Here is a 22,469-nt window from a genome sequence, read left to right on the forward strand (position 1 = left end):
CCGAGTCCGACGGCGTGCGGCGTCAGTCCTGGCGTGCTGCCCAGCCGTCGTCCAGGCCCGCGGCCAGCGCGGCCTCGCGGGCGGCCTCAATGGCCTGTCCGATGGCCGGCCCCTTGAGACCACGCGCCAAGGCTTCGGCCGAGACGCGGGCGGTGTCCACAGCCTGCCCCAGGGCCAGCGCTTTGTTCAGCCGCACGCCTTGCGGGTAGGGCTGGTCGGCATAACCCAGGCGTCCGCGGGCGTCGCACTCGCAGGCCAGCAGCACCTCGGCAAAGCGTTGCGGCTTGCGCCAGGCGTCGCAGCGCCCGAGCAGGCGCAGCACCGCGGCGGCGCCAAAGTTCAGGCTGCCGTGGAGGTTGCCGTGCTCGCGCGCCACCACCTCGGCCAGTTCGCGGCACTCGTTGGGCACGCGCAGCCGTTCGTTGACGGCGCGCAGCAGTTGCACGCTGCGGCCTTCGTGCCCCAGGTGGCGCGGCAGGATGTCGGCCGGGGTGGTGCCCTTGCCCAGATCGTGGCCCAGACAGGCGTAGCGCACGCTCAAGGGCGCCTGCAGACGTGCGCTCATGTCCAGCACCATCATCACGTGCACGCCGGTGTCGATCTCGGGGTGGTAGTCCGCGCGCTGGGGCACGCCCCACAGGCGGTCCAGCTCGGGCAGCAGTCGCGCCAGCGCGCCACAGTCGCGCAGCACCTCGAACATGCGCGAGGGACGGTCCTCCATCAGGCCGCGGGCCAGCTCCTGCCACACGCGCTCGGCCACCAGGTGGTCCACCTCGCCAGCGTCCACCATCTGGCGCATCAGGGCCTGGGTCTCGTCGGCCACGGTGAAGTCGGGGAAGCGGGCGGCAAAGCGCGCCACGCGCAGGATGCGCACCGGGTCCTCGGCAAAAGCGGATGAGACATGGCGCATCACCCGGTCGCTGAGGTCGCGCTGGCCGCCATGCGGGTCGATGACGCGGCCTTCGGCATCTTCGGCCATCGCGTTGATGGTCAGGTCGCGACGAACGAGGTCGTCTTCGAGCGTGACGTCGGGGGCGGCGTAGACCTGGAAGCCATGGTAGCCATGGCCGTGCTTGCGCTCGGTGCGCGCCAGCGCGTATTCCTCTTGGGTGTCAGGGTGCAGGAAGACCGGGAAGTCTTTGCCCACCGGACGGAAGCCGGCCGCCACCATGGCGTCGGGCGTGCTGCCCACCACCACCCAGTCACGGTCACCGCCCGGGCGGCCCAGCAAGCGGTCGCGCACGGCGCCGCCAACGAGATAGATCTGCATGGATGGCAGTGTAGCGAGGCTGGCCGTGTGGGGCCGCTGCCGCCACCCCGTGCACACGGCTGGTGCGTTCAGCCTGGCACGGTTGATGCAGAACTGACGTCAGGCGGAGACGCCTTTCGCTTTCTTCAGCGCCGCCAGAGCGAGGTAGTCGGCCACCGGCACTTCCTCTGCGCGGCGTTGCAGATCGAACTCGGTCTCGATGCCGTGCTCGCTCATCCAGGCGCCCAGCGTGTGGCGCAGGATCTTGCGGCGCTGCGAAAAGGCCACGGCCACCATCTTGGCGAACTCGGGCAGATCCACGTCAGGCGGTGTGGCCAGCGGGATCATGCGCACCACGGCCGAGTCCACCTTGGGCGGCGGGTCGAACGAGCCGGGCGGCACGTCCACCACACACTCCATGCGGTAGCGCCACTGCAGCATCACGCTCAGGCGGCTGTAGTCCTTGTTGCCCGGCGTGGCCACCATGCGGTCCACCACCTCCTTTTGCAGCATGAAGTGCTGGTCCACCACCTGGTCGGCCCAGGGCAGCAGGTGGAACAAGATGGGGCTGGAGATGTTGTAAGGCAGGTTGCCAATCAGTCGCAGCTTTTGGCCGCAGGCCTGGGCCAGGGCGCCAAAATCCACCTTCAGGACATCGGACTCGATGACGTTCAACTCGGGGCGCTTGCGCAAGCGCGCGGCCAGGTCGCGGTCGAGCTCGACCACGGTGAGCTGGCCACTGCGCTCGACCACCGGGTTGGTCAGGGCGCCCAGGCCCGGGCCGATTTCGACCAGGGCCTGGCCGGGTTGCGGCGCGATCGCGCGCACGATCTCGTCGATCACGCCGTGGTCGACGAGGAAGTTTTGGCCAAAGCGCTTGCGGGCAATGTGGCCGCCACCGCCTTGCACGGCGCGCTGGCCGCCCGGACGGGCGGGCTTGGAGCGGGAATCAGGGCGCATCGCGCATTTCCACCCAGGCGGCGGCACGCAGCTCGCGGGCCCAGTCTTCGTAGGTCGATTCAAAGCGCCGTTCGCGCAGCACCGCGCGGGCGGCTTCGCGCTTTTGGGCGTCGGTGAGCTTGACCTCGCGGCGTTCCAGGAGCTGGATCAGGTGGACCCCGAAGCGGCTGACGATGGGCTGCGAGATTTCGCCGGCTTGCAGGGCGGTCAGCGCTTGTTCGAACTCCGGCACGAACTGGCCGGGCGAGGCCCAGCCCAGGTCGCCCCCGTTGGCGGCGCTGCCGTCTTGCGAGTTCTGGCGGGCCATTTGCGCGAAGCTGCCGCCCCCGGTCACGATTTCCTTGCGGATTTCGGCCAGGCGGGCCACCTGGGCCTGCGTGGACTCCTTGGGGTTGCTGCGCAGCAGGATGTGGCGGCTGCGTTGCTGGGTGTAGGTCGCTTCGGCGCTGTTTTCGCGCTCGATCAGCTTGAGGATGTGGAAGCCGGCGTTGGAGCGCACCACCGGTGCCACCTCGCCCACCTTCAGCTCGCGCACGGCCGAGACGAACAGGTCGGGCAGGCGGCTGATCGGCATCATGCCAAACGCGCCGCCCTGTTCCTTGGTCTGGGTGTCGGCCGAGTGCGTGCGCACCAGTTGGTTGAAGTTGCCGCCGCTGCGGGCCTGCTCCTGCACCTGACGGGCCTTGGCAAGCAGCGCCTCGACCTGGGCGGGCGTCGCCCCCTCGGGCACGGGGATCAGGATGTGAGCCAGGTTGAGCGCCACCTCGGCCTGGGCGGTCGGGTCGGTGGCCAGGAAGGCGTCGATGTCGCTGTCGCTGATCTGGATGCGGGCGTTGACCTCGCGGTCACGCAGGCGCTGCAGCACGATCTGCTCGCGCAGGCTGGCGCGGTAGCGCGGGTAGTCCAGGCCGTCGGCCTCCATGCGGCGCTGCATCTCGCGCAGACTCAGCTTGTTCTGGGCGGCGATGTTCTCGATGGCCGCGTCAACCTCGGCGTCCGAGACGCCCAAGCCCACGGTGCGCGCGTACGAGATCTGCACCTTCTCGTCGATCAGCGCATCGAGCACCTGGCGGCGCAGCTCGTCCGGAGGGGGCAGGCGGCTGCCCGCTGGCGCTGTTTCCTGGATGCGGGCCACCCGCTTGTCGACGTCGATGTGGGTGATGGGCTCCTGGTCCACCACGGCCACGATGTAGTCCGCCGTGGTCGGCTTGCCGGCGAGCTGGAGGCCAGTGCTCAACTGGCGGGTGCCGGGAATGCGCGGCACCACCGAAGGGGCGTCCGGGTTGCGCAGCTGAGCCTGGGCCGGCGTCAGGCTGGTGAGCAACAGGCTCAGGCACAGACCCTGGACCAGGGGGCGCAGACGGGGCTTACGGAAGGGGTGTGTCATCGTCGAGGAAAGGCTGGGGGGCAAGGGCCGGAGGCTGCGGCGCTTCGTCGCGCAGCAGGCGGTAGCCCGGGATGCTGGTCTGCAAGGTGCGCAGCGGGTTGGAGCCCAGGGCCAGCCGGGACAGGCCGATGAGCTCCAGCTGGAACATGAGGCGGGTGGTGGCTTCGCTCTGGCCGATGGCCACGCGCTCCATCACGAAACGGCCGATCCAACAGCCCGCATCGTATTCGAAACCCGCCAGGGTGTTGGTGAAGCGGTGGTCACGCTTGTCGTAGATCACCCGGCCCACGGTGTACCAGGCGCCACCGCACTGGTTGCCGCCACTCAGGAGCTGGCCGGGTTTGGGAACATCGGGCGAGCTGGCCTTGGCCATCACCTCTTGCAGCGGCGGCTTGCGTCCGCTCAGCGGCCATTGCCAGCCCACTTCCAGCTGCTCGCTGTTGTTGCGGTTGTAGCGGTAGGTGGCCCCGATGGTGCGCCAGGCCCCCGGCGAATAGCGCACGCCCAGGGTGGCCTGCTGGGTGGCCTGGTTGTCGGCGCCCAGCTGGGTGGTGCCGTCGAGGTACCAGCTCGGGAAGACCGAGGTCGAGCCCAGCAACAGCGTGTCGGACAGCCCGGCCTTGATGGGGTCGGCGCCGTAGGGGTTGAGGCGCTGTTCGGACAGCAGCCACTTTTGCACGATCCCCAAGCGCAGGGTCTCGGCGCCACGTTCGTCGAGCAGGCGCGAGGTGGCGCCCATCGTGATCTCGTTGGCGTCGGAGATGCGGTCCACGCCGGTGTAGGCGTTGTCGTTGTTGTCGCTGCTGAAAATGGCGTACTGGTTGAAGTCTCGCGGTGCGCTGTCAAACAGCGGCAGCATGCTCTGGTCGCGGTAGGGCGTGCGCACGTAGCGCACACGCGGCTCCAGGGTCTGCGTCAACTGGCGGCCAAACAGTTCGACCGGGCGCTCCAGCTCGGTGCGTGCGTCCAGGCTGACGGTGGGGACGGTGCGGGTGAGGCTGCGCTGGTTGCTGCCCTGCACCTTGTCCAGATCGTAGCTGGTGCTGTGCAGGGCCAGACGCGGTGTGAGCGTGAGCGGGCCCAGGTCGAACGACTGGTCCAGCTGCCCGACGGCGTGCACGCGGTTGCCAGAGACCTTCTGTGCGTCCGGGTGGGTGAAACGGTTGAACTCACCCTGGAGCTGCCAGTTCAGGGCCTGGTTCACGCCGCTGCGGCTGCGGATGCCGACCTGGGGCGTGCGCCGGTAGGGCGCCTCGATGGCGCTCAGTGTCGGGTCGGAGGCCGGGTCCAGGTCTCTCAGGGTCTGCCAGCTCTGCACCCCGGCATACAAACTGGTCTGGCTGTCGCCCAAGCCCCAGTTGCGTTCATTGAGCACCTGCTCGACACGCAGGTGGCTGTCGTACAGGCGAGGCGTCTTGTTCTTCAGGTTGTGGGTGAAGTCGCGCCAGTAGTCGTCGTCGGACACGCGCAGCAGTTGGAGGTCGTAGACGGTTTGTGAGGGCGAATCTCCCATGCGCAAGCTGCCCTGGTGGATGTAGTCCACCAAGCCGCGTGCGCGACCGGCCACGCGGTCGTCCGGCAGGCCAATCAGATTGAGTGTGCCCTTGTCGTTGGGGGCCAGGTAGCGGTACTCCAGGTCCAGGCCCAGCCCGCGGCGGGTGGACAGCAGCGGCGCAATGGTGGCGTCCTGGTCGGGCGCGATGTTCCAGTAATACGGCAGCGAGAACTCGAAACCGCTCTTGCTGTCGAAGTAGAAGCTGGGCGGCAGCAGGCCGGACTTGCGCTCATCGCTCAGCGGGAAGCTCAGGTAGGGCGTCGCCAGGATGGGCACGCCCTTGAACCAGATCACGGCATTGCGCGCGATGCCCTCGTTGGCCTCCATGTCCATGTAGACACTGCTGGTTTGCAGCGACCAGTCGGGCTCAGCCGGCAGACCTTCGGCCGTGTTGGCCGGGGTGCAGCTGCTGTAGGTGGTGCGGGTGGCGCGCAGGCGTTTTTCGCCCAGGAACTCGACCAGCTCGGCTTGGCCGCCGGCCTGTGGACGCGCAAACCAGAAGCGCGGGCGCACGAATTCGCCTTCGAGGCGGTCGAGCTGCAGCGACAGCTCCGGGCCCAGGAAGATGTTGCCCTGGCGCTCGATGCGCACCTTGCCCACGGCCCGGGCCGTGTTGTCGGCCTGAGTGTGGGTCAGTTCATCGGCCTGCAGCGACAGGTCGCCTTGGCGCAGGCGCACCTTGCCGGTGGCGCGGGTGCGCTCGCCGGCTTCGCCTTCCAGGTGGTCGGCCTCGAAATACATCGGCTCCTTGCCCTGCTTGCCGCCCGTGACGACTTGGGGCAGCGAGAAGGGCAGGGCCGTGGGGGTCGACGCCCCCGAGGCGGGAGGCATCGCCTGCGCCAGCAAATTGGGTGGCGATGGGTCCACCGCCTGGGCGCGGGCGGGCACCGTCAGGGCGAGGCTCACCAGCGCCAGGCCGGCCGCGTAAGCGGTCGGGGTCCAGCGGGTGGGCAGGACGCCAGGGCGTCGAGGGGGGCAGGCCAGGAGGGAATTCACGGTCACGATGGCGCGTCGCTAAAGGGGCGGCGGCGGGGCCTGCGCAGGTGCAGGCTGGCCTTGCCTAAAATCGGTGCATTATTTCATGTCCCTCTGCCTTCTGACCGTTCCCTGACTCCGCCATGACCTCCTCGTCGTCCACACCGGCTTCGGCCTCGCCTGCTTCCGACATCCACTGGGCCGATCTGGCCCGTCAGCAGGCCTTCGGGATCTGGCTGGCCGCGCAGGCGGGCCGCCATGGTGTGCAGCCCGACAGCCTGCGCTCGGCCAGCGCCGATGCGAGCTTCCGCCGCTATTTCCGGGTGGACGCCCCCATGGCCCCGCGCGGCACGTTGATCATCATGGACGCGCCCCCCGAGAAGGAAGACTGCCACCCCTTCGTGGCCGTGGCCCGCCTGCTGGAGGCCGGCGGAGTGGGCGTGCCCCACATCCTGGAATGGGACGAGGCCCAGGGCTTCATGCTGCTGTCCGACCTGGGCCAGCACACCTTCCTGGCCACACTGGAGGCCACCGACTACGACCACGGTCCTGCCTCTCACAACCGCGCCCTGTACATGAGTGCGATCGACGAGCTGGTGCGCCTGCAGGGTGTGCCCGCCGACAGCCTGCCGCCCTATGACGACGCCCTGCTGCAGCGCGAACTCGACCTCCTGCCCGACTGGTACCTGACCCAGCTGCGCGGTCTGACGCTGGACGAGGCCGCGCGCACCATGCTGGCCCAGACCTTCGCCCTCATCAAGGCCGAGGTGCTGGCCCAGCCCACCGGCTTCGTGCACCGCGACTTCCACAGCCGCAACTTGATGGCCGACCCGGCCGATCCCAAGGCGCGTCTGGGCGTGATCGACTTCCAGGACGCCGTGCGCGGCCCCCTGACGTACGACCTGGTCTCGCTGCTGCGCGACGCCTACGTGATCTGGGACGAGGACATCCAGCTGGACTACGCCGTGCGTTTCTGGGAAAAGGCCCGCAAAGCCGGTTTGCCCGTGGCGCAGGACTTTGCCGATTTCTGGCGTCAGTTCGAGTGGATGGGCCTGCAGCGCCACCTCAAAGTGCTGGGCATCTTCGCCCGTCTGGGCCTGCGCGATGGCAAGCGCCAGTACCTCGACGACATCCCCCGCGTGTGGACCTACGCCCACCGCGTGGCCTCGCGCTACCAGGGCCTGGGCCCGCTCGCGCGCCTGCTGGAGCAGGCCGAAGCGGCCCACGGCGGCATCCAGACGCAGGTCGGTTACACGTTCTGAGGGGCGTTCGCAAGAAAACTGCGCAAAAAAGCAGCAAGAAGCGGATAATCCGGCCTCGATGAATGAAAATCTCCCCCAAGACGCGGCCGTGACGGCCGAGGTGAGCGCCGCCCCCGAGGCCGCGCCCGAAGCCCCCGCCCGGTTTGACACGCTGCCCCTGGATCCCAAGATCCTCAGCGCCATTGCCTACCCCACGATGACGCCGATCCAGGCCAAGGCCATTCCCTTGGTCCTGGCCGGTCGCGACGTGATGGGCGCTGCCCAGACCGGCACCGGCAAAACCGCCGCCTTCTCGATCCCGCTGCTTCAGAAAATGATGAAGCACGAGAACGCCAGCATGTCGCCGGCGCGCCACCCCGTGCGCGCCATCGTGTTGGCGCCCACGCGCGAGTTGGCGATCCAGGTGGCCGACAACGTCAAGACCTACGCCAGCAAGTGCAACCTGCGCTCGGCGGTGGTGTTTGGCGGCATGAACATGAAAGAGCAGACAATCGAGCTCAAGGCCGGCGTCGAGGTGCTGATCGCCACCCCGGGCCGCCTGATCGACCACATTGAGGCCAAGAACTGCAACCTCTCGCAGGTGGAGTACGTGGTCCTCGACGAAGCCGACCGCATGCTCGACATCGGCTTCCTGCCCGACCTGCAGCGCATCCTGAGCTACCTGCCCAAGACGCGCCAGACCCTGCTGTTCTCGGCCACCTTCTCGCCCGAGATCAAGAAGCTGGCGCAAAGCTACCTGCAAGACCCGGTGCTGGTCGAGGTGGCCCGTCCGAACCAGACGGCCACCAATGTCGAGCAGCGCTTCTACCGCGTCGATGACGACGACAAGCGCCACGTGATCCGCCAGATCCTGCGCGACCGCGACATCAAGCAGTCCATCGTCTTCGTCAACTCCAAGCTGGGCGCCGCCCGCCTGGCCCGCACCTTCGAGCGCGATGGCCTGCGCACCACGGCCCTGCACGGCGACAAGTCGCAAGACGAGCGCATGAAGGCCCTGGACGCCTTCAAGCGCGGCGAGTTCGACCTGCTGGTGGCCACCGACGTGGCCGCGCGCGGCATCGACATCGCGGCCCTGCCGGCGGTGTTCAACTACGACATCCCCTTCAACGCCGAAGACTATGTCCACCGCATTGGCCGCACCGGCCGTGCGGGTGCCAGTGGTCTGGCTGTGTCGCTGGTGACGAGCTCCGATGCGCGCCTGATGGGCGACATCGAAAAGCTGATCAAGAAAAAGCCCGAGGTCGAGCCCTTCGAGCTGGAGCGCAACCGTCGCAGCGACCGGGGTGAGCGCAGCGAGCGTGGGGACCGTGATGGTTACCGTCGCGAAGCCCGCGAGGGGGATGTTGAGAGCCGTCCGCGTGCCAGCGAAGGCCGTGAGGAGCGCGAGCCACGCCCCGTGCGCGCCGCACCGCAGCGTCGCCCATCGTCCGACCCCTTCTTCGACAAGCCCTACGAAGCCGATCCGTCGGCCGATCCGGCCTGGGAAACCAAGAGTGCAGCGGGACAAGCCGCCCCCGCAGGCGGTGGTTCGGGCCTGTCGCGCTTCCTCAAGCCCAAGCGCAAGGTCGCGGCCTTGCTGGGCGGCACGGGCACGAACCGCCGTTGAGCGGCGGCCTGCGGGTCCCTGCCAACAAACACGCCAGCGGCTGCCTTACGGGCAGCCGTTTGTCCTTCCGGGCTCTCAGGGCAGCTCCACGTCCCGCATGCGCGCGGCGATCGTGCCCGCGCGGCCCATGACATAGCCTGAGCTGGGCTGCTTCTCGAAGCGCTTGGGCGCGGGCAGCATCACCGCCAGTCGGGCGGCCTGGATCGGGGCGAGCTGAGCGGCGCCGACGTGGAAGTAGTGGTTTGCCGCGGCCTCGGCGCCGAACACGCCTTCGCCCCATTCCACGTTGTTGAGGTAGAGGGTGAGGATGCGCTCCTTGCTGAGCAGGCCTTCGAGCATGAAGGTGATCAGCACTTCCTGGCCTTTGCGCAGGAAGTTGCGCTCCTTGCTCAAGAACAGGTTCTTGGCCAGCTGCTGGGTGATGGTGGAGCCCCCGATCACCTTGGGCACCGCCTGCGCGGCCGCCGGGGGCAGCGGTGGGGTGCGCCCGCGTTTCACCGCCCGTGCTACCGCACGCTCATGGCGGGCCAGCGCCGCCTGACGGGCGCGCTCGGCCCTTTCCTCGGCCCGGTTGTTCTTCTTCCAGGCGTTTTGCAGGGCCTCGAACTCGATGCCGGCGTGGTCCACGAAGTTTGCGTCCTCTGACGCGATCACGGCGCGCTTGAGGTGATCCGAGATCTGATCGGCATCGCGCCAAGTCTGGCTCCACATCAGGGTGCCACTGTCGGCGACGATGCGGCGCATTTCACTGCGCTGGAAGGTTGTGGACTCGGGCGCGAGCACGGCCATCAGCGCCACGCGGGCCACAAAGTAGAGCTGCAGGCTCAGGCCGGCCAGCACGATGAGGGCCAGGATGCGCCAGACGGCGCGCACCGGGGAGGTCATGGGGTGGGCTTGGGTGGCGTGAAGGTTCAGTGGCTGGCCGGGCCGTCCACCAGCGCGCGCATGGCCGTCAGCACCGGGGCGGTGTCCGGGCGCACGCCGCGCCACAGCGCGAAGGATTCGGCGGCTTGTTCGACCAGCATGCCCAGGCCATCGCGGGCGACAGCACCGTGGGCGCGGGCCCAGTCCAGGAAGGCCTGCGCAGCCGGCCCGTACATCATGTCCAGCGCGAGGCTACCGGGGTGGAGCACCTCGGGGCCGACCGGGATGCCGCCCCCCGACAGGCTGGCGGCCGTGCCGTTGATGAGCACGTCATACGCCTGGCCCGGCTCATTCAGTGAGCGGGCGCTCAGCGTGACGCCATGTTCGCAGGCCCAGCCGGCATGGCGATCGACCAGCACCTGGGCCTTGTCGGTCGTGCGGTTGGCCACCACGATCTCGGCCGGACGCGCCTCGATCAGGGGGCCGAGCACGCCGGCACTGGCGCCCCCGGCACCGAGCAGCAGCACGCGCGCGCCGGCCAGTGTCACCCCGGCATTGACGGTGATGTCGCGCACCAGGCCCACGCCGTCGGTGTTGTCGGCCACCCAGCCGCCGTTGGCTTGGGCATCAAAGCGCAGGGTGTTGGCAGCCTGGGCCAGCTCGGCACGCGGGGTGCGACGCGCGGCCATCTCGAAGGCCTCGAACTTGAAGGGCACGGTGACGTTGCAGCCCTTGGCGCCTTCGTCGGCAAAGTGGCGCAAGGTGGCGGCGAAGGCGTCCAGCGGGCACAGCAGGCGCTCGTAGACCATGGCCTGGCCGGTTTGCTGTGCAAACTGCGTGTGGATCAGCGGCGAGCGGCTGTGGGCGATCGGGTTGCCCGCCACAGCGTAGCGGTCAGGGGCGGAGGCGGTCATCGTGATCAGGCAAAGGGTTCAGGGCGCCGCGCTGGGGGCGGCCTTTTCAGTGGTGGCTTCCATGCCGGCGTCGCGCGTGAAGCGAAAGCGCGAGGAAATCAGCAGCAGGTCATTGCCCGCGCTCACCTCGGCGGGAACCATGCCAAAGGGGCCGGCCTGCATGACGATGGCGCGGGCACGCTTGTCGAGCAGGGCATTGCCCGAGCTTTGCAGCACGATGGCGTCCACCACCTTGCCTTGGCGGTTGAGCCACACTTCCATCACCAGTTCGCCATAGAGCTTTTGCCCCTTTTCCATGGGGAAGTAGGTGGTGCCCGCGCGTTCGACCTGGGTGCGGAAGGCGCTGTAGTACAGCGCATCCACCGAGCGCAGCGTGGCGGGACTCAGGTAGCGCTTCTTGGGGCGGGCGTTCTCGTCGTGGATGCGCTTGTCGATTTCGGCCAGCAGCTTGGTCAGCTGTCGGCGGCGCTCTTCTTCGGCGCGGCTTTGGGCGGTGTCGGCCTTGTCGCGTGGCTGAGGGGGGGGCAGGGCGGCCAGCTCGTTGCGCACCTGCGTCAGCAGGTTCTGCTGCTCTCGCTGCATCTGCTGGATCATGCGCGTGGTGTCTTCCATCGCGTCGCCCATCGTCGCGTCTTGCGAGGGAGGCAGAGGCGAGGTGGCGCGCCCCTTGTCGGCTTCCCCGCCGCCGCTGAGGTTCTGCTGCGCCAGCGCCTGGGCCTTCTCGGGGGCCTCTTCGCTGGCCGCGTTCACCAGGATCACCTCCAGCGGGGTGTCCTTGAAGGTGCGGTTGAACCCGTCTGGGTCCACGAAGCGAAAACCCAACAGGGCCACGTGCACCGCCACCGAGATCCCCAGGCAGATCTGCAGCAGGGTCAGGCGGCTCCACAGAGAGCGAAGGCGGTCCAGCATCCGGGGCACGTCCAATCGTCAGCGTTCAGTCAAAGGGCCTCAGGCCGCCGGTGCGTCGCCCGTCGGGGCATCGGCATCGCTCACGTCAATGGCCAGGGTCAGCGGTCCTGCATTGTCGAGCACCTCTTCGTCGCCTTCGCCCTCGGAGTCACCCTCATCCGTGGTGCTGCCAGCCTCGTCCAGGCGGGCGATCACGCTGGCGTGCACGTCCAGGGTCAGCAGGTCCACGCCGGTGATGCGCACGCGCACGCGGGCATGGCGCGGCAGGCTGTCGGCGCCAATGGCCTTGAAGACCAGCGGCAGGCTGTCGGCGCGCACCAGGCCGTTGACCATGACGGCGCAGTCGAGCTCGCTGAGGTCTTGCTGGCTCAGGTATTTCAACGTCCAATAGCGCTCCATCGCCGACTGGAAGCCGTTGTAGGTGCTGTAGGCCGTGTCGAAGTTGGAGATGACGGCAAACAGCTCGGCATCCTTGGGCTTGAAGGGCGCGGCCAGCGCGGCGGTGCGGCCATTCTTGGCGCAGGCGACGATCTGCCACTGGTTGACCAGGTCGACATAGCGGCGCAGTGGCGAGGTGGCCCAGGTGTACTGCGCCACGCCCATGCCGGCGTGCGGCGCGGGCTTGGTGCTCATGCGCACCTTGATGCCGGGCTGCAGGCTGGCCTGGCTGCGGTAGATGCCGGGCACGCCCAGCTCGGCCAGCCAGCCGCCCCAGGTGCTGTTGGCCAAAATCATGGCCTCGGCCACGATCAAGTCCAGCGGGGCACCGCGTTGGCGCGTGCCGATCAGCACCTGTTCGATGCCGGTGGGCTCGATGCCGTCGTGCATCGTGTTGGTACCGGCCTCGCTCACCAGCTTGAAGGTGTAGTCGGGGCGGTTGAAATTCTCGGGCTTGCCGCGCACGACTTCGCGCTGGGCCTTGAGGTGCTTGGCCAGACGGAAGGCAAAGGCCAGCTCGGCCGCATGCGCATAGGTCGCGGGGGCTTCGCCGGTCAGTGTGGGCTCGGTGATGACGCCGTCGAGCTGATCGTGGCGCAGGTTCGAAACGATGGGCACGCGCTCGAGCTTGGTCTCGGTGGCTGTGACGGCCAGCGTGGCCTCGTCGAAGGTGACGTACAGCGAGACGGCCGGGCAGTCGCGCCCTTCCTGCAGCGTGTAGGTCTGCACCACGTCGTCGGGCAGCATCGTGATTTTGTGGCCCGGCATGTAGACGGTGGACATGCGCCCGCGCGCCACGCCGTCGATCGGGCTGCCCGGCAGGATGGCCAGGCTGGGCGCCGCAATGTGGATGCCGAACACCACGGTGCCACTGCCCAGGCCCTGCACGGACAGGGCATCGTCGATCTCGGTGGTCATCGAGTCGTCGATGGAGAAGGCCTGTGCGGCCGACACGGGCAGCTCGTCCTTGATCGGGGGCGCTTCCAGGGCCGGGAAGCCGGTGCCCTTGGGGAAGTTCTCGAACAGGAAGCGCTTCCAGTGGAACTGGTAGGGACTGTCGATGGCGCCCGCGTCCTTGAGCAGGTCCAGCGGGGCGCGCTGCGCCTGCTTGGCGGCCTCGACCACGGCCTTGTACTCGGCGCCGTTCTTGTCGGGCTTGAACAGGATCTTGTAGAGCTGGTCCTTGATGGGGGCGGGGCATTGGCCGCTGGCTAGCTCTTGCGCCCATTGCTCGATCTGCAGCGCGATCTGCTTCTTGCGCTCGATGGCCATCAAGGCCTGCTTGAGGATGTCCTCCGGCGCCTTCTTGAAGCGGCCCTTGCCGCGGCGGTGGAAGTAGTGCGGGGTCTCGAACAGGCGCATCAGCATGGCGGCCTGCTGGACGGCGTCGGCGTTGTCGCTGAAGTACTCGCGGGCCAGTTCGTCAAAACCGAAGTCTTCTTCGGGGGCCACTTCCCAGACCAGGTCCGTGTCGATGTCGGTCGCTTGCGCGGCGGCCTGGGCGATCAGTTCAGCCGGGCTGGGCTTGGCGAACTTGAGCAGCACGTTGGCGGCTTTCACCTTCACGCGCTTGCCCGAATCGAGCTCGATCTGCATCGAACTGTCGGCTTCGGACATCACACGACCGGCCAGGAACTTGCCGGCGTCATCAAAAAGGGCAAACATCGAAATGGAATCTCGCGAGGGTGGAAGCGTGATTGTCCCATCCCGAGGGCCCCTGGCGCTTGCCCAGATGCATGAGGCGCGTCTGTGGGTTCAGCGGCACAGCCGGGCCAGGGGTGCTCAGGCGACGGGCACGGGCAGGCCGAGCCAGCCCAGCACCGTGGGCAGGTGGGTGGCGAAGTCGCTGAGGGCGTGGTCGTTGCCCGGCAGCACGGTGAGCTGGGTGCCCAGGTAATGGGCCACCATCTCGCGCCAGTCCAGCACCTCGTCGCCCTCGGCCACCAGCACGTGGTAGCGCTCCGGGCGGGTGATGGGGTAGGGGTCCATCGCCTCGAACTCGCCGATGAATTCGGGGCGGAAGAAAAAGTGGTCGGCCGGGTTGTGAAAGTTGCTCTGTTCGCCGATGTGGCGCGCCAGATCGCGTGCCGGGGCCACGGCGGGGTTGATGAGCAGCGCACGGCAATCGAACTCCTCGGCCATCACGGTGGCATAAAAGCCGCCCAGCGAGGAGCCGATCACCACCGTGCGCTCGCGGGGCCAGTCGAGGACGAGCGCCATCAGCTCGGCGATGGCCTCAGCAGGGGAGGGCGGCAGCTGTGGGCACAGCCAGGTCAGGTTGTGGCCTTGCTGCTGCAGGTGGGCGATGGCGGCGCCCAGTTGGCGCGCCTTGGCCGACTGGGGCGAGGAGCGAAACCCGTGCAGGTACAGCAGGTGAGTCGGCGTGGACATGGCAGGTGACTTTCTGGCAGACACAGGGGCTGCGCCGTGATACGGTGCAGGCGTGCACCGGTCAGTATGCCGCGTGCAGGCGTTGCCGCATCATGGGGTGTGTCTGCCCCAGTGCGTCGCCGCCGTCGTTCAGACAATGCCAGAAGGGGCGTACACCATGTCCATCACGTTCAAATCCCAGGCCACGGGCGACCTGTTCATGGTCCAGGCCCATGCCGAATCCTTGTTGAAGCTGCTGGGCAAGGCGCCGGCGGCGAAGGGCATCATCGAGCCGAAAGACATGCCGGCCGCCTTGCAGATCCTGCGCGCGCTGGGTGATGAGGCGTCCGAGGACGAAGGGGCCCACGCCGCAGATCATGCGCGAGGCGCAGACCATGACGAGCGCGACGAGGGTGATCAGCGTGAGCCGGACTTCCTGGGGGAGCGGGTCAGCCTGCGTCTGCGGGCCTGGCCGCTGATCCAGATGCTGGAGAAAGCCCACGCGGCCGACAAGCCCATCGTGTGGGGCGTGTGACCCGGGGCGTGTCAGCCGGGTCACTCTGAGCAACCAGGGGGATTGTGCGCTGCAGCACGATTGAGGCATCATGGACGCATGCTTGAGCACGCCACCCGCATCCTCGCCATTCGCCATGGTGAAACCGCCTGGAACACCGAAAGCCGCATCCAGGGCCACACCGACATTCCCTTGAACGACACCGGTCTGTGGCAGGCCGAACGGGTGGCGCAGGCCTTGCGGGGCGAGTCCCTGCAGGCGGTCTACAGCAGTGACCTGCAGCGTGCGAGCACCACGGCCGAAGCCATTGCCCAGGTGCAACAACTGACCTTGAGCCTGGATGCGGGCTTGCGCGAGCGGCATTTCGGTCACCTGGAGGGGCTGACGCACCAGGAGATCACGTCTCGCTGGCCCGAGCAGGCCCGTCGCTGGCGAGAGCGCGACCCCGCTTTCGGGCCCGATGGCGGCGAAGCCCTGCAGGCTTTCTACGATCGGGTGGTGGGCACCTTGGCCCGGCTCGCGCGGCGCCATCCTGGCGGGTGCATTGCCGTGGTGGCCCATGGTGGGGTGCTGGATTGTTTCTACCGCGCGGCCAACCGCCTGCCGCTGGACGCGCCACGCGCCTGGAAGGTGGGCAACGCGGCCATCAACCGCCTGCTTTACAGCCCCGAGGGGTTCACCATGGTGGGCTGGGCCGATGACCAGCACCTGGGTGAGACGCTGGACGAACACAGCGACGGGGCCGTGCGCGCGGCGTAAGACGCGTCTGGCGTGCTTCAGCCCGCCGAGGGCGTGGCTGGCGGCTGTTGCCGCAAGCCGTTCATGAACAGGTCCAGGCTCTGCTCGCCGCAGCTCACCAGGTCGAAGGCGTCGGGGTCGAGCATCCAGTGGTTGATCAGGCCGTTGAGCATGGCCTGATAGCTCATCGTGATCACCTGCGCATTCAGGTGTGCCGAGACGTGGCCCAGCGATTGCGCCCGCTCGACCGCCGTTCGCACGCACAGCTGGCAAGTCTGGTGGATTTCCAGGTGGCGCTCGCGTATCCCCATCAGGTCGTCCACGTACTCCACCTTCTGGGTCGCGATGCCGAACACCCGGCGCGTGCGGGGGTCGTGGGCGATGCGGGTCAGCGCGTCCATGGCCGTGCGCTTGAGTTCGGCCAGCGGGGGCAAGGGAGTGTCCAACAGCGTCTGCGCGGCCTCTTCCATGGGTGAGGCGGTCCGTGCCATCATGGCATTGAACAGTTCCGCCTTGTCCTTGAAGTGCCAGTACACGGCGCCTCGGGTCATCCCTGCAGCCTTGGCAATTTCCTGCAGTGAGGTGCGCGACACCCCGCGCTGCGCAAACAGCACCTCCGCGGCGTCCAGCAGGACCTCGCGGGTGTGTTGTGCATCTTCTTTGGTGCCGCGCATGGGGGTGACACAAAATCAGTGGAGAGTGTGGGGATTATCGTTCAATCGGACACATACATACATACAAGAATGTATGTATATTTCGGTCTTGTATTGTCGACAAGATCCGTCTTCCAAGAGGTGCCCATGGTCAGCCAAGATCCCACAGCGTTTTCTCAATTGCAACCCGATGCCACGGCGCCGCGCTGGCGTGGTCGTTCGAAGGCCGGGTTGGCGCTGTGTGCCGTGACGGTGGCCTTGCTGGCAGGCTGCGGCGATGACAAGGCCGCTGCGCCGGCAGGCGCGCCGGGCGGCGGCATGCCTCCAGCCCAGGTGGGCGTGGTCACCGTGCAGCCGCACAGCGTGCCGGTGATGAGCGAATTGCCGGGCCGCCTGGAGGCCGTGCGCACCGCGCAGGTCCGTGCCCGCGTGGCCGGCATCCTGCAAAAGCGCCTGTTCACCGAAGGCGCCGATGTGAAGGCGGGTCAGCCCCTGTTCCAGATCGATCCGGCCACGTTCCAGGCCGCGTTTGACAGCGCCCAGGCCACCCAGGCCAAGGCCGAGGCCAACTTGGCGCAGGCCAGTGCCCTGGTCCAGCGCTACGAGCCGCTGCAGGCCGCCAAGGCCATCAGCCCGCAGGAATTCCTCAATGCCCAGGTGGCGCAACGCCAGGCGCAGGCCGACGTGGCCGCCGCCAAGGCCGCCGTGCAGACCGCGCGCATCAACCTGGGTTACGCCGCCGTGACCGCCCCGATTTCGGGCCGCATCGGCCGCGCCCTGGTCACCGAAGGTGCGCTGGTGGGGCAGGGCGAGGCCACCCAGCTGGCGCTGATCCAGCAGGTCAACCCGCTGTACGTCAACTTCACCCAGCCGGCCAACGAGGTCATCAAGCTGAGGGCAGCCCTGAAATCTGGCGCTCTGCAGCGCGCCGGGGCCGATGCGGCCGAGATTCGCGTGGTGCTGGACGATGGCAAGGAATACCCGCTGCCGGGCAAGTTGCTGTTCTCGGACCTGAGTGTGGACGCCACCTCCGGTCAGGTGTCGCTGCGCGCCGAGCTGCCCAACCCCGATGGCTTGCTGCTGCCGGGCATGTATGTGCGGGTGCGCCTGTCCCAGGCTCAGGTCGAGGGCGGCATCCTGTTGCCCCAGCAGGCCGTCACCCGTGGCGCGCAGGCTGACACCGTGATGGTGGTCGACGACAAGGGCATGGTCTCGTCCCGTCAGATCAAGCTCGGTGGCGCCAAGGGCAACGACTGGGTCGTGCTCGGCGGTCTCAAGACCGGGGAGCAGGTCATGGTCGATGGCTTCCAGAAGATGATGAACCCCAAGGCGCCCGTCAAGGCGGTGCCGTGGCAGCAGCCGAGCGCGCAAGCCGGCATGGGTGCAGCCCCGGCTGCTTCCGCTGCGGCATCGAAGTAAAGGGGCGCGAGCATGTCACGTTTCTTCATTGATCGGCCCATCTTTGCGTGGGTGATCGCCCTGTTCATCCTGGTCTTCGGCGCGGTGTCCATCACCAAGTTGCCGATCGCCCAGTACCCCACGGTGGCGCCGCCGTCCGTGGTCATCAACGCCACCTACCCAGGCGCCTCGGCCAAGACGCTGGACGAGGCCGTGGTCAACGTCATCGAGCAAGAGCTCAATGGCGCGCCCGGTCTGGCCTACATGGAGTCGGTCAGCCAGGCCAACGGCACCGCGTCCATCACGGTCACGTTCGAGACGGGCACCAACATCGACCTGGCCCAGGTCGAGGTACAAAACCGCCTGTCGCGCGCCACGCCGCGTCTGCCCAGCGCCGTGACGCAGCAAGGCGTGCGGGTTGAAAAATCGCGCAGCAACATCCTGATGTTCGCGATGCTGTCGTCCTCCAACCCAGCCTACGACCCCGTGGCGCTGGGGGACTACGCCTCGCGCAACCTCGTGCCCGAGATGCTGCGTGTGCCCGGCGTCGGCCAGGTCACCATGTTCGGCACCGAGCGTGCCATGCGCATCTGGGTGGACCCAGCCAAGCTGGTGTCCTTTGGCCTGAGCGTGACCGATGTCAACAACGCCATCCGCGCGCAGAACGCGCTGGTGCCGGCTGGCGGCCTGGGTGAGTTGCCCAATCTGAGCAAGCAGACGATCTCGGCCACCGTGGTGGTGTCCGGTCAGCTCAGCAACGCCGATCAGTTCGGCAACATCGTGCTGCGCGCCAAGGCAGACGGCTCGACCGTGCGCCTCAAGGACGTCGCCCGCATCGAGCTGGGCGCCCAGACCTACAGCGCCTACGCCCGCCTCAACGGCAAGCCCGCCCTGGGCATGGCCATCCAGCTCTCGCCCACCGGCAATGCCCTGGCCACGGCCACGGCCGCCAAGGCGCGCCTGGAAGAGCTGCGCAAGTACTTCCCCACGGGCGTGGACTACTCCGTGCCCTATGACACCTCGGGCTTCATCAAGCTGTCCATCACCCAGGTCGTGCAGACCCTGGTGGAGGCCGTGATCCTGGTGTTCCTGGTGATGTTCCTGTTCCTGCAGAACTGGCGCTACACCCTGATCCCGACCCTGGTCGTGCCGATTGCGCTGCTGGGCACCTTCGGGGTGATGTCGGTGTTCGGCTTCTCCATCAACGTGCTGACCATGTTCGGCATGGTGCTGGCCATCGGCATCCTGGTCGACGATGCCATCGTCGTGGTCGAGAACGTCGAGCGCATCATGGTCGAAGAGGGCTTGGCCCCGCTGGCCGCCACCCGCAAGGCGATGGGCCAGATCAGTGGCGCCATCGTCGGCATCACCGTGGTGCTGGTGTCGGTGTTCATCCCCATGGCCTTCTTTGCGGGCTCGGTGGGCAACATCTACCGCCAGTTCTCGCTGTCGATGGTGGCCTCCATCCTGTTCTCGGCCTTCCTGGCCCTGACCCTGACCCCGGCCCTGTGCGCCACCCTGCTCAAGCCGGCCGCCGACGATCACCACGAGAAGAAGGGCTTCTTTGGCTGGTTCAACCGCGCCTTCAGCTCCACCACCCATGGCTACGAAAGCTGGGCGGCCCGCCTGGTCAAGCGTGGTGGCCGCACCCTGGTCATCTACGCCGTCATCGTCGGGGCCGTGGGCTGGATGTACGTCCGCATGCCCACCTCGTTCCTGCCCGATGAAGATCAGGGCAGCCTGATCACGCTGGTGCAGTTGCCCGCCGGTGCCACGGCCCAGCGCACCGAGACGGTGATGAAGCAGGTGGAAGACTTCTACCTCAAGCAATCCGAGGTCAAGTCCGTCGTGGGCGTGATCGGCTTCAGCTTCTCGGGCTCCGGGCAGAACGCCGGCCTGGCCTTCGTGACCCTGAAGGATCACCACGAGCGTGTCGGTGCCGAGCACAGCGCACAGGCCCTGGCCAAGCGTGCCTTTGGCGCCTTGATGGGCGTGCGCGATGCCTTCATCTACCCGCTGGTGCCGCCCCCGATCATGGAGCTGGGCAACGCCACCGGTTTCGCCGTGCACGTGCAAGACCGTGCCTCGCTGGGCCATGACACCCTGCTGGCCGCTCGCAACCAGCTGCTGGGCATGGCGATGCAAAGCCCCATCCTGACGGGCCTGCGCCCGGAAGGTCTGGAAGACGCGCCGCAGTTGCAGATCGACATCGACCGCGACAAGGCCAACGCCCTGGGCGTGGACTTTGCCGTGATCAGCGCCTCGCTGTCGTCCTCGCTGGGCTCGGCCTACATCAACGACTTCCCCAACTCCGGGCGCATGCAGCGCGTCATCGTCCAGGCCGATGCCAAGGACCGCATGCAGGCTGAAGACCTGCTGCGCATCAACGTGGTCAACAGCAGTGGCCAGAATGTGCCGCTGTCGGCCTTTGCCACCACCCGCTGGGTGACCGGGCAGATGCAGGCGGTGCGCTACAACGGCTACCCGTCGATGCGGATTTCGGGCGCGGCCGCGCCGGGCTACAGCTCGGGCGACGCCATGGCCGAGCTGCAACGTCTGGCCGAGCAGTTGCCGCCGGGCGTGGGCATCGAGTGGACGGGCTTGTCGCGTGAAGAGCGCCTGTCGGGCTCGCAAGCCACCATCTTGCTGGTCTTCTCGCTGCTGGCCGTGTTCCTGTGTCTGGCTGCCTTGTACGAAAGCTGGACCATTCCGGTGGCCGTGCTGCTCGTGGTGCCCCTGGGCATCCTGGGCTCGCTGTTGGGTGCCAACCTGCGTGACATGCCCAACGACGTCTACTTCAAGGTCGGTCTGATCACCATCATCGGTCTGTCGGCCAAGAACGCCATCCTGATCATCGAGTTCGCCAAGGAACTCCATGAGCAGGGCATGAGCCTGATCGAAGCCACGCTGCGTGCCTGCCACCTGCGTTTCCGCCCGATCATCATGACCTCGCTGGCCTTCATCCTGGGCGTGCTGCCCCTGGTGCTGTCGTCGGGCCCTGGCTCGGCCAGCCAGCGCGCCATCGGGACCGGCGTGATGGGTGGCATGATCGCCGCCACCGTGCTGGCCGTGTTCTTCGTGCCGGTGTTCTTTGTGGTGGTGCGCCGCCTCTTCCCGGGCAAGCCTGCCGCTGCCCCCGCTTCCGATGTGGAGACCGCTCATGACTAAGACCACCCGCCTGCTGCGCCCGGTCATTGCCGTGGCCGCGCTGTTGAGCGTGGCCGCCTGCTCGCTCACGCCCGAGTACCAGCGCCCGGCCCTGGCCGTGCCCGATCAGCTGCCTGTGACGTCAGCGGCTTCGGCGGCCTCGGCCGTGTCGTCGCTCTCCCAGGTGGCCGAGCTGCCCTGGGCCAGCTACTTTCCTGACCCCCGGCTGCAGGGCCTGATCCGTCAGGCCCTGGACCAGAACCGGGACCTGCGCGTCGCCATGCTCAACATCGAGCAGCTGCGCGCCGCCTACCAGATCCAGAACGCCGACCGCTTCCCCACGCTCAGCGGGGCCGTCAGCGGTTCGCGGGGTCCGTCGTCGACGCCCCCCAACGACCTCACCACCTCCGTCACCGGTGGCGTGACCGTCGCGGCGTACGAGCTTGACCTGTTCGGCCGCGTCAAGGCCCTCAGCGAAGCCGCTGCCGCTCAGGTGCTGGCCTCGGAAGAGGCCCGCAAATCCGCGCACATCAGCCTGGTCGCGGCCGTGGCCAATGCCTACTACGCGCTGTGGGCCGACCGCTGGCAAGTGGCCCTGGCCGAACAGACCTTGAGGACGCGTGAAGAGTCCTTCAAGCTGCTCAAGCTTAAGTTCGACCACGGCGTGCTCAACGAGCTGGACCTGAGCTCCTCGCAGTCCCTGGTCGAGGCCGCCCGCGTGACCCGGGCCCAGTCGCAGCGTCAATGGGCGCAAGACCTGAACGCGCTGAACCTGCTGCTGGGTTCGACCGCCCCAGCCGATTTACTGCCCCCCGTGCCGCAGCTCGATGCCCAGGCCGTGGGCCGCAGTGCCGACTCGAAGGCCGCCAGCCAGGCCGTGCTGGCCGCGCTGTGGCCGGGCCTGAGCGAGCTGCCCGTGGGCCTGTCGTCCGAGGTGCTGCTGCAGCGCCCGGACATCGCCCAGGCCGAGCAACAGCTCATCGCCGCCAACGCCAACATCGGCGCGGCCCGCGCCGCCCGCTTCCCACGCATCAGCCTGACGGCCAGCGCGGGCGTCGTCAGCGACTCGCTGTCGGGCCTGTTCAACGACGGCCGCACCGCCTGGAGCTTTGCGCCCTCGCTGAGCGTGCCGATCTTCGACGCCGGCCGCGCCAAGGCGGGGGTGGCCGTCGCCGAAGTCAAGCGCGACATCGCCGTGGCCCAGTATGACAAGGCCGTGCAGACCGCGTTCAAGGAAGTGGCCGACGCCCTCGTCGCCCGTCGCAGCTACGCCGAACAGGCCGAGGCCCAGCTGGCGCAAGCGCAAGCCGAAGCCACGCGCCTGCGCCTGTCCACCTTGCGCTACGACACCGGCGTGGCCAGCCAGCTTGATCTGCTCGATGCCCAGCGCGCGCTGTTCAATACGCAGCAGGCGCTGATCGCGGCCCAACTGGCGCGCCAGCAGGCCCACATCGGCGTCTACAAGGCCCTGGGTGGCGGCTGGGTGGCGCAGCCCGCCGCGTCCGCGACCCAGCCCGTCGCGCCATAATT

At 67.8% G+C, this 22,469-nt stretch carries 17 protein-coding genes; 7 read left to right on the forward strand and 10 right to left on the reverse strand.

Going from position 1 to position 22,469, the window contains the following annotated elements; all coding sequences use genetic code 11:
• Nucleotides 1-22: 22 nt before the first annotated feature.
• The 4 genes from AC3WW4_RS03430 to AC3WW4_RS03445 all read right to left on the reverse strand — a co-directional run bounded on the left by AC3WW4_RS03430 (nucleotide 23) and on the right by AC3WW4_RS03445 (nucleotide 6,153).
• Nucleotides 23-1,270 carry a multifunctional CCA addition/repair protein gene (locus AC3WW4_RS03430; RefSeq protein WP_488826993.1) on the reverse strand — a complete coding sequence of 416 codons (1,248 nt, stop codon included), beginning with the start codon at nucleotides 1,268-1,270 and terminating at the stop codon, nucleotides 23-25.
• Nucleotides 1,271-1,369: 99 nt separating this feature from the next.
• Entirely contained in the window at nucleotides 1,370-2,209 is an 840-nt protein-coding gene (gene rsmA / locus AC3WW4_RS03435) for a 16S rRNA (adenine(1518)-N(6)/adenine(1519)-N(6))-dimethyltransferase RsmA (protein ID WP_488826994.1), read from the reverse strand.
• Complete coding sequence (locus AC3WW4_RS03440; protein ID WP_488826995.1) at nucleotides 2,199-3,596, reverse strand: peptidylprolyl isomerase; 1,398 nt, start codon at nucleotides 3,594-3,596, stop codon at nucleotides 2,199-2,201. The genes rsmA and AC3WW4_RS03440 overlap by 11 nt, the downstream gene beginning before the upstream one ends.
• On the reverse strand, nucleotides 3,577-6,153 hold the full coding sequence (locus AC3WW4_RS03445; RefSeq protein ID WP_488826996.1) for an LPS-assembly protein LptD: 2,577 nt from the start codon (nucleotides 6,151-6,153) through the stop codon (nucleotides 3,577-3,579). The genes AC3WW4_RS03440 and AC3WW4_RS03445 overlap by 20 nt, the downstream gene beginning before the upstream one ends.
• A gap of 116 nt (nucleotides 6,154-6,269) precedes the next feature.
• Here AC3WW4_RS03445 and AC3WW4_RS03450 point away from each other — a divergent pair, with 116 nt between their 5' ends.
• Together AC3WW4_RS03450 and AC3WW4_RS03455 are read left to right on the forward strand one after the other, a co-directional pair.
• Nucleotides 6,270-7,388, forward strand: a complete 1,119-nt coding sequence (locus AC3WW4_RS03450; RefSeq protein ID WP_488826997.1) for an aminoglycoside phosphotransferase family protein — start codon at nucleotides 6,270-6,272, stop codon at nucleotides 7,386-7,388.
• Between the two features lie 58 nt (nucleotides 7,389-7,446).
• Nucleotides 7,447-8,994 (forward strand): DEAD/DEAH box helicase, encoded by a 1,548-nt coding sequence (locus tag AC3WW4_RS03455; protein ID WP_488826998.1) that lies wholly within the window; start codon nucleotides 7,447-7,449, stop codon nucleotides 8,992-8,994.
• A gap of 75 nt (nucleotides 8,995-9,069) precedes the next feature.
• Here AC3WW4_RS03455 and AC3WW4_RS03460 read toward each other — a convergent pair whose 3' ends face one another.
• From AC3WW4_RS03460 to AC3WW4_RS03480, 5 genes are all read right to left on the reverse strand, one after another.
• Nucleotides 9,070-9,879, reverse strand: a complete 810-nt coding sequence (locus AC3WW4_RS03460; protein ID WP_488826999.1) for a transglycosylase domain-containing protein — start codon at nucleotides 9,877-9,879, stop codon at nucleotides 9,070-9,072.
• A gap of 26 nt (nucleotides 9,880-9,905) precedes the next feature.
• Nucleotides 9,906-10,772 (reverse strand): shikimate dehydrogenase, encoded by an 867-nt coding sequence (gene aroE, locus AC3WW4_RS03465; RefSeq protein WP_488827000.1) that lies wholly within the window; start codon nucleotides 10,770-10,772, stop codon nucleotides 9,906-9,908.
• Nucleotides 10,773-10,790: 18 nt separating this feature from the next.
• Nucleotides 10,791-11,681, reverse strand: a complete 891-nt coding sequence (locus AC3WW4_RS03470) for a TonB family protein (RefSeq protein WP_488827001.1) — start codon at nucleotides 11,679-11,681, stop codon at nucleotides 10,791-10,793.
• A 39-nt stretch (nucleotides 11,682-11,720) separates the two neighbouring features.
• Nucleotides 11,721-13,784 (reverse strand): ribonuclease catalytic domain-containing protein, encoded by a 2,064-nt coding sequence (locus AC3WW4_RS03475; RefSeq protein WP_488827002.1) that lies wholly within the window; start codon nucleotides 13,782-13,784, stop codon nucleotides 11,721-11,723.
• 117 nt (nucleotides 13,785-13,901) lie between these two features.
• Nucleotides 13,902-14,510: a YqiA/YcfP family alpha/beta fold hydrolase gene (locus AC3WW4_RS03480; RefSeq protein ID WP_488827003.1), complete on the reverse strand. Its 609-nt coding sequence runs from the start codon at nucleotides 14,508-14,510 to the stop codon at nucleotides 13,902-13,904.
• Between the two features lie 157 nt (nucleotides 14,511-14,667).
• On the opposite strand from AC3WW4_RS03480, the gene AC3WW4_RS03485 reads away from it, so the two are divergent.
• Together AC3WW4_RS03485 and AC3WW4_RS03490 are read left to right on the forward strand one after the other, a co-directional pair.
• Nucleotides 14,668-15,024 (forward strand): DUF1840 domain-containing protein, encoded by a 357-nt coding sequence (locus tag AC3WW4_RS03485; RefSeq protein WP_488827004.1) that lies wholly within the window; start codon nucleotides 14,668-14,670, stop codon nucleotides 15,022-15,024.
• Nucleotides 15,025-15,102: 78 nt separating this feature from the next.
• Nucleotides 15,103-15,762, forward strand: a complete 660-nt coding sequence (locus AC3WW4_RS03490) for a histidine phosphatase family protein (protein ID WP_488827005.1) — start codon at nucleotides 15,103-15,105, stop codon at nucleotides 15,760-15,762.
• Between the two features lie 17 nt (nucleotides 15,763-15,779).
• Here AC3WW4_RS03490 and AC3WW4_RS03495 read toward each other — a convergent pair whose 3' ends face one another.
• A complete protein-coding gene (locus AC3WW4_RS03495) occupies nucleotides 15,780-16,415 on the reverse strand; it encodes a TetR family transcriptional regulator (RefSeq protein WP_488827006.1) in 636 nt (211 codons plus the stop codon).
• 126 nt (nucleotides 16,416-16,541) lie between these two features.
• Between AC3WW4_RS03495 and AC3WW4_RS03500 the strand changes: the two genes are divergently transcribed.
• From AC3WW4_RS03500 to AC3WW4_RS03510, 3 genes are read left to right on the forward strand one after another with little or no spacing between them, the layout of a single operon-like run.
• A complete protein-coding gene (locus AC3WW4_RS03500; protein WP_488827007.1) occupies nucleotides 16,542-17,813 on the forward strand; it encodes an efflux RND transporter periplasmic adaptor subunit in 1,272 nt (423 codons plus the stop codon).
• Between the two features lie 12 nt (nucleotides 17,814-17,825).
• Nucleotides 17,826-20,960 (forward strand): efflux RND transporter permease subunit, encoded by a 3,135-nt coding sequence (locus tag AC3WW4_RS03505; RefSeq protein ID WP_488827008.1) that lies wholly within the window; start codon nucleotides 17,826-17,828, stop codon nucleotides 20,958-20,960.
• The gene (locus AC3WW4_RS03510; RefSeq protein ID WP_488827009.1) at nucleotides 20,953-22,467 is read left to right on the forward strand and encodes an efflux transporter outer membrane subunit; all 1,515 of its coding nucleotides are present in this window, start codon (nucleotides 20,953-20,955) and stop codon (nucleotides 22,465-22,467) included. Before AC3WW4_RS03505 ends, AC3WW4_RS03510 begins: the two co-directional genes overlap by 8 nt.
• The last annotated feature ends 2 nt before the right edge of the window (nucleotides 22,468-22,469 follow it).

The sequence above is a fragment of the Aquabacterium sp. TM01 genome (genome assembly GCF_057808345.1).

Bases quoted from the DNA above. Each gene is read 5' to 3' on its own strand.
- AC3WW4_RS03440 (WP_488826995.1), bottom strand. From the start codon at position 3,596: ATGACACACCCCTTCCGTAAGCCCCGTCTGCGCCCCCTGGTCCAGGGT.
- AC3WW4_RS03495 (WP_488827006.1), bottom strand. From the start codon at position 16,415: ATGCGCGGCACCAAAGAAGATGCACAACACACCCGCGAGGTCCTGCTG.
- AC3WW4_RS03480 (WP_488827003.1), bottom strand. From the start codon at position 14,510: ATGTCCACGCCGACTCACCTGCTGTACCTGCACGGGTTTCGCTCCTCG.
- AC3WW4_RS03500 (WP_488827007.1), top strand. From the start codon at position 16,542: ATGGTCAGCCAAGATCCCACAGCGTTTTCTCAATTGCAACCCGATGCC.
- AC3WW4_RS03455 (WP_488826998.1), top strand. From the start codon at position 7,447: ATGAATGAAAATCTCCCCCAAGACGCGGCCGTGACGGCCGAGGTGAGC.
- aroE (WP_488827000.1), bottom strand. From the start codon at position 10,772: ATGACCGCCTCCGCCCCTGACCGCTACGCTGTGGCGGGCAACCCGATC.
- AC3WW4_RS03490 (WP_488827005.1), top strand. From the start codon at position 15,103: ATGCTTGAGCACGCCACCCGCATCCTCGCCATTCGCCATGGTGAAACC.
- AC3WW4_RS03485 (WP_488827004.1), top strand. From the start codon at position 14,668: ATGTCCATCACGTTCAAATCCCAGGCCACGGGCGACCTGTTCATGGTC.
- AC3WW4_RS03430 (WP_488826993.1), bottom strand. From the start codon at position 1,270: ATGCAGATCTATCTCGTTGGCGGCGCCGTGCGCGACCGCTTGCTGGGC.
- rsmA (WP_488826994.1), bottom strand. From the start codon at position 2,209: ATGCGCCCTGATTCCCGCTCCAAGCCCGCCCGTCCGGGCGGCCAGCGC.
- AC3WW4_RS03505 (WP_488827008.1), top strand. From the start codon at position 17,826: ATGTCACGTTTCTTCATTGATCGGCCCATCTTTGCGTGGGTGATCGCC.
- AC3WW4_RS03510 (WP_488827009.1), top strand. From the start codon at position 20,953: ATGACTAAGACCACCCGCCTGCTGCGCCCGGTCATTGCCGTGGCCGCG.
- AC3WW4_RS03450 (WP_488826997.1), top strand. From the start codon at position 6,270: ATGACCTCCTCGTCGTCCACACCGGCTTCGGCCTCGCCTGCTTCCGAC.
- AC3WW4_RS03475 (WP_488827002.1), bottom strand. From the start codon at position 13,784: ATGTTTGCCCTTTTTGATGACGCCGGCAAGTTCCTGGCCGGTCGTGTG.
- AC3WW4_RS03470 (WP_488827001.1), bottom strand. From the start codon at position 11,681: ATGCTGGACCGCCTTCGCTCTCTGTGGAGCCGCCTGACCCTGCTGCAG.
- AC3WW4_RS03460 (WP_488826999.1), bottom strand. From the start codon at position 9,879: ATGACCTCCCCGGTGCGCGCCGTCTGGCGCATCCTGGCCCTCATCGTG.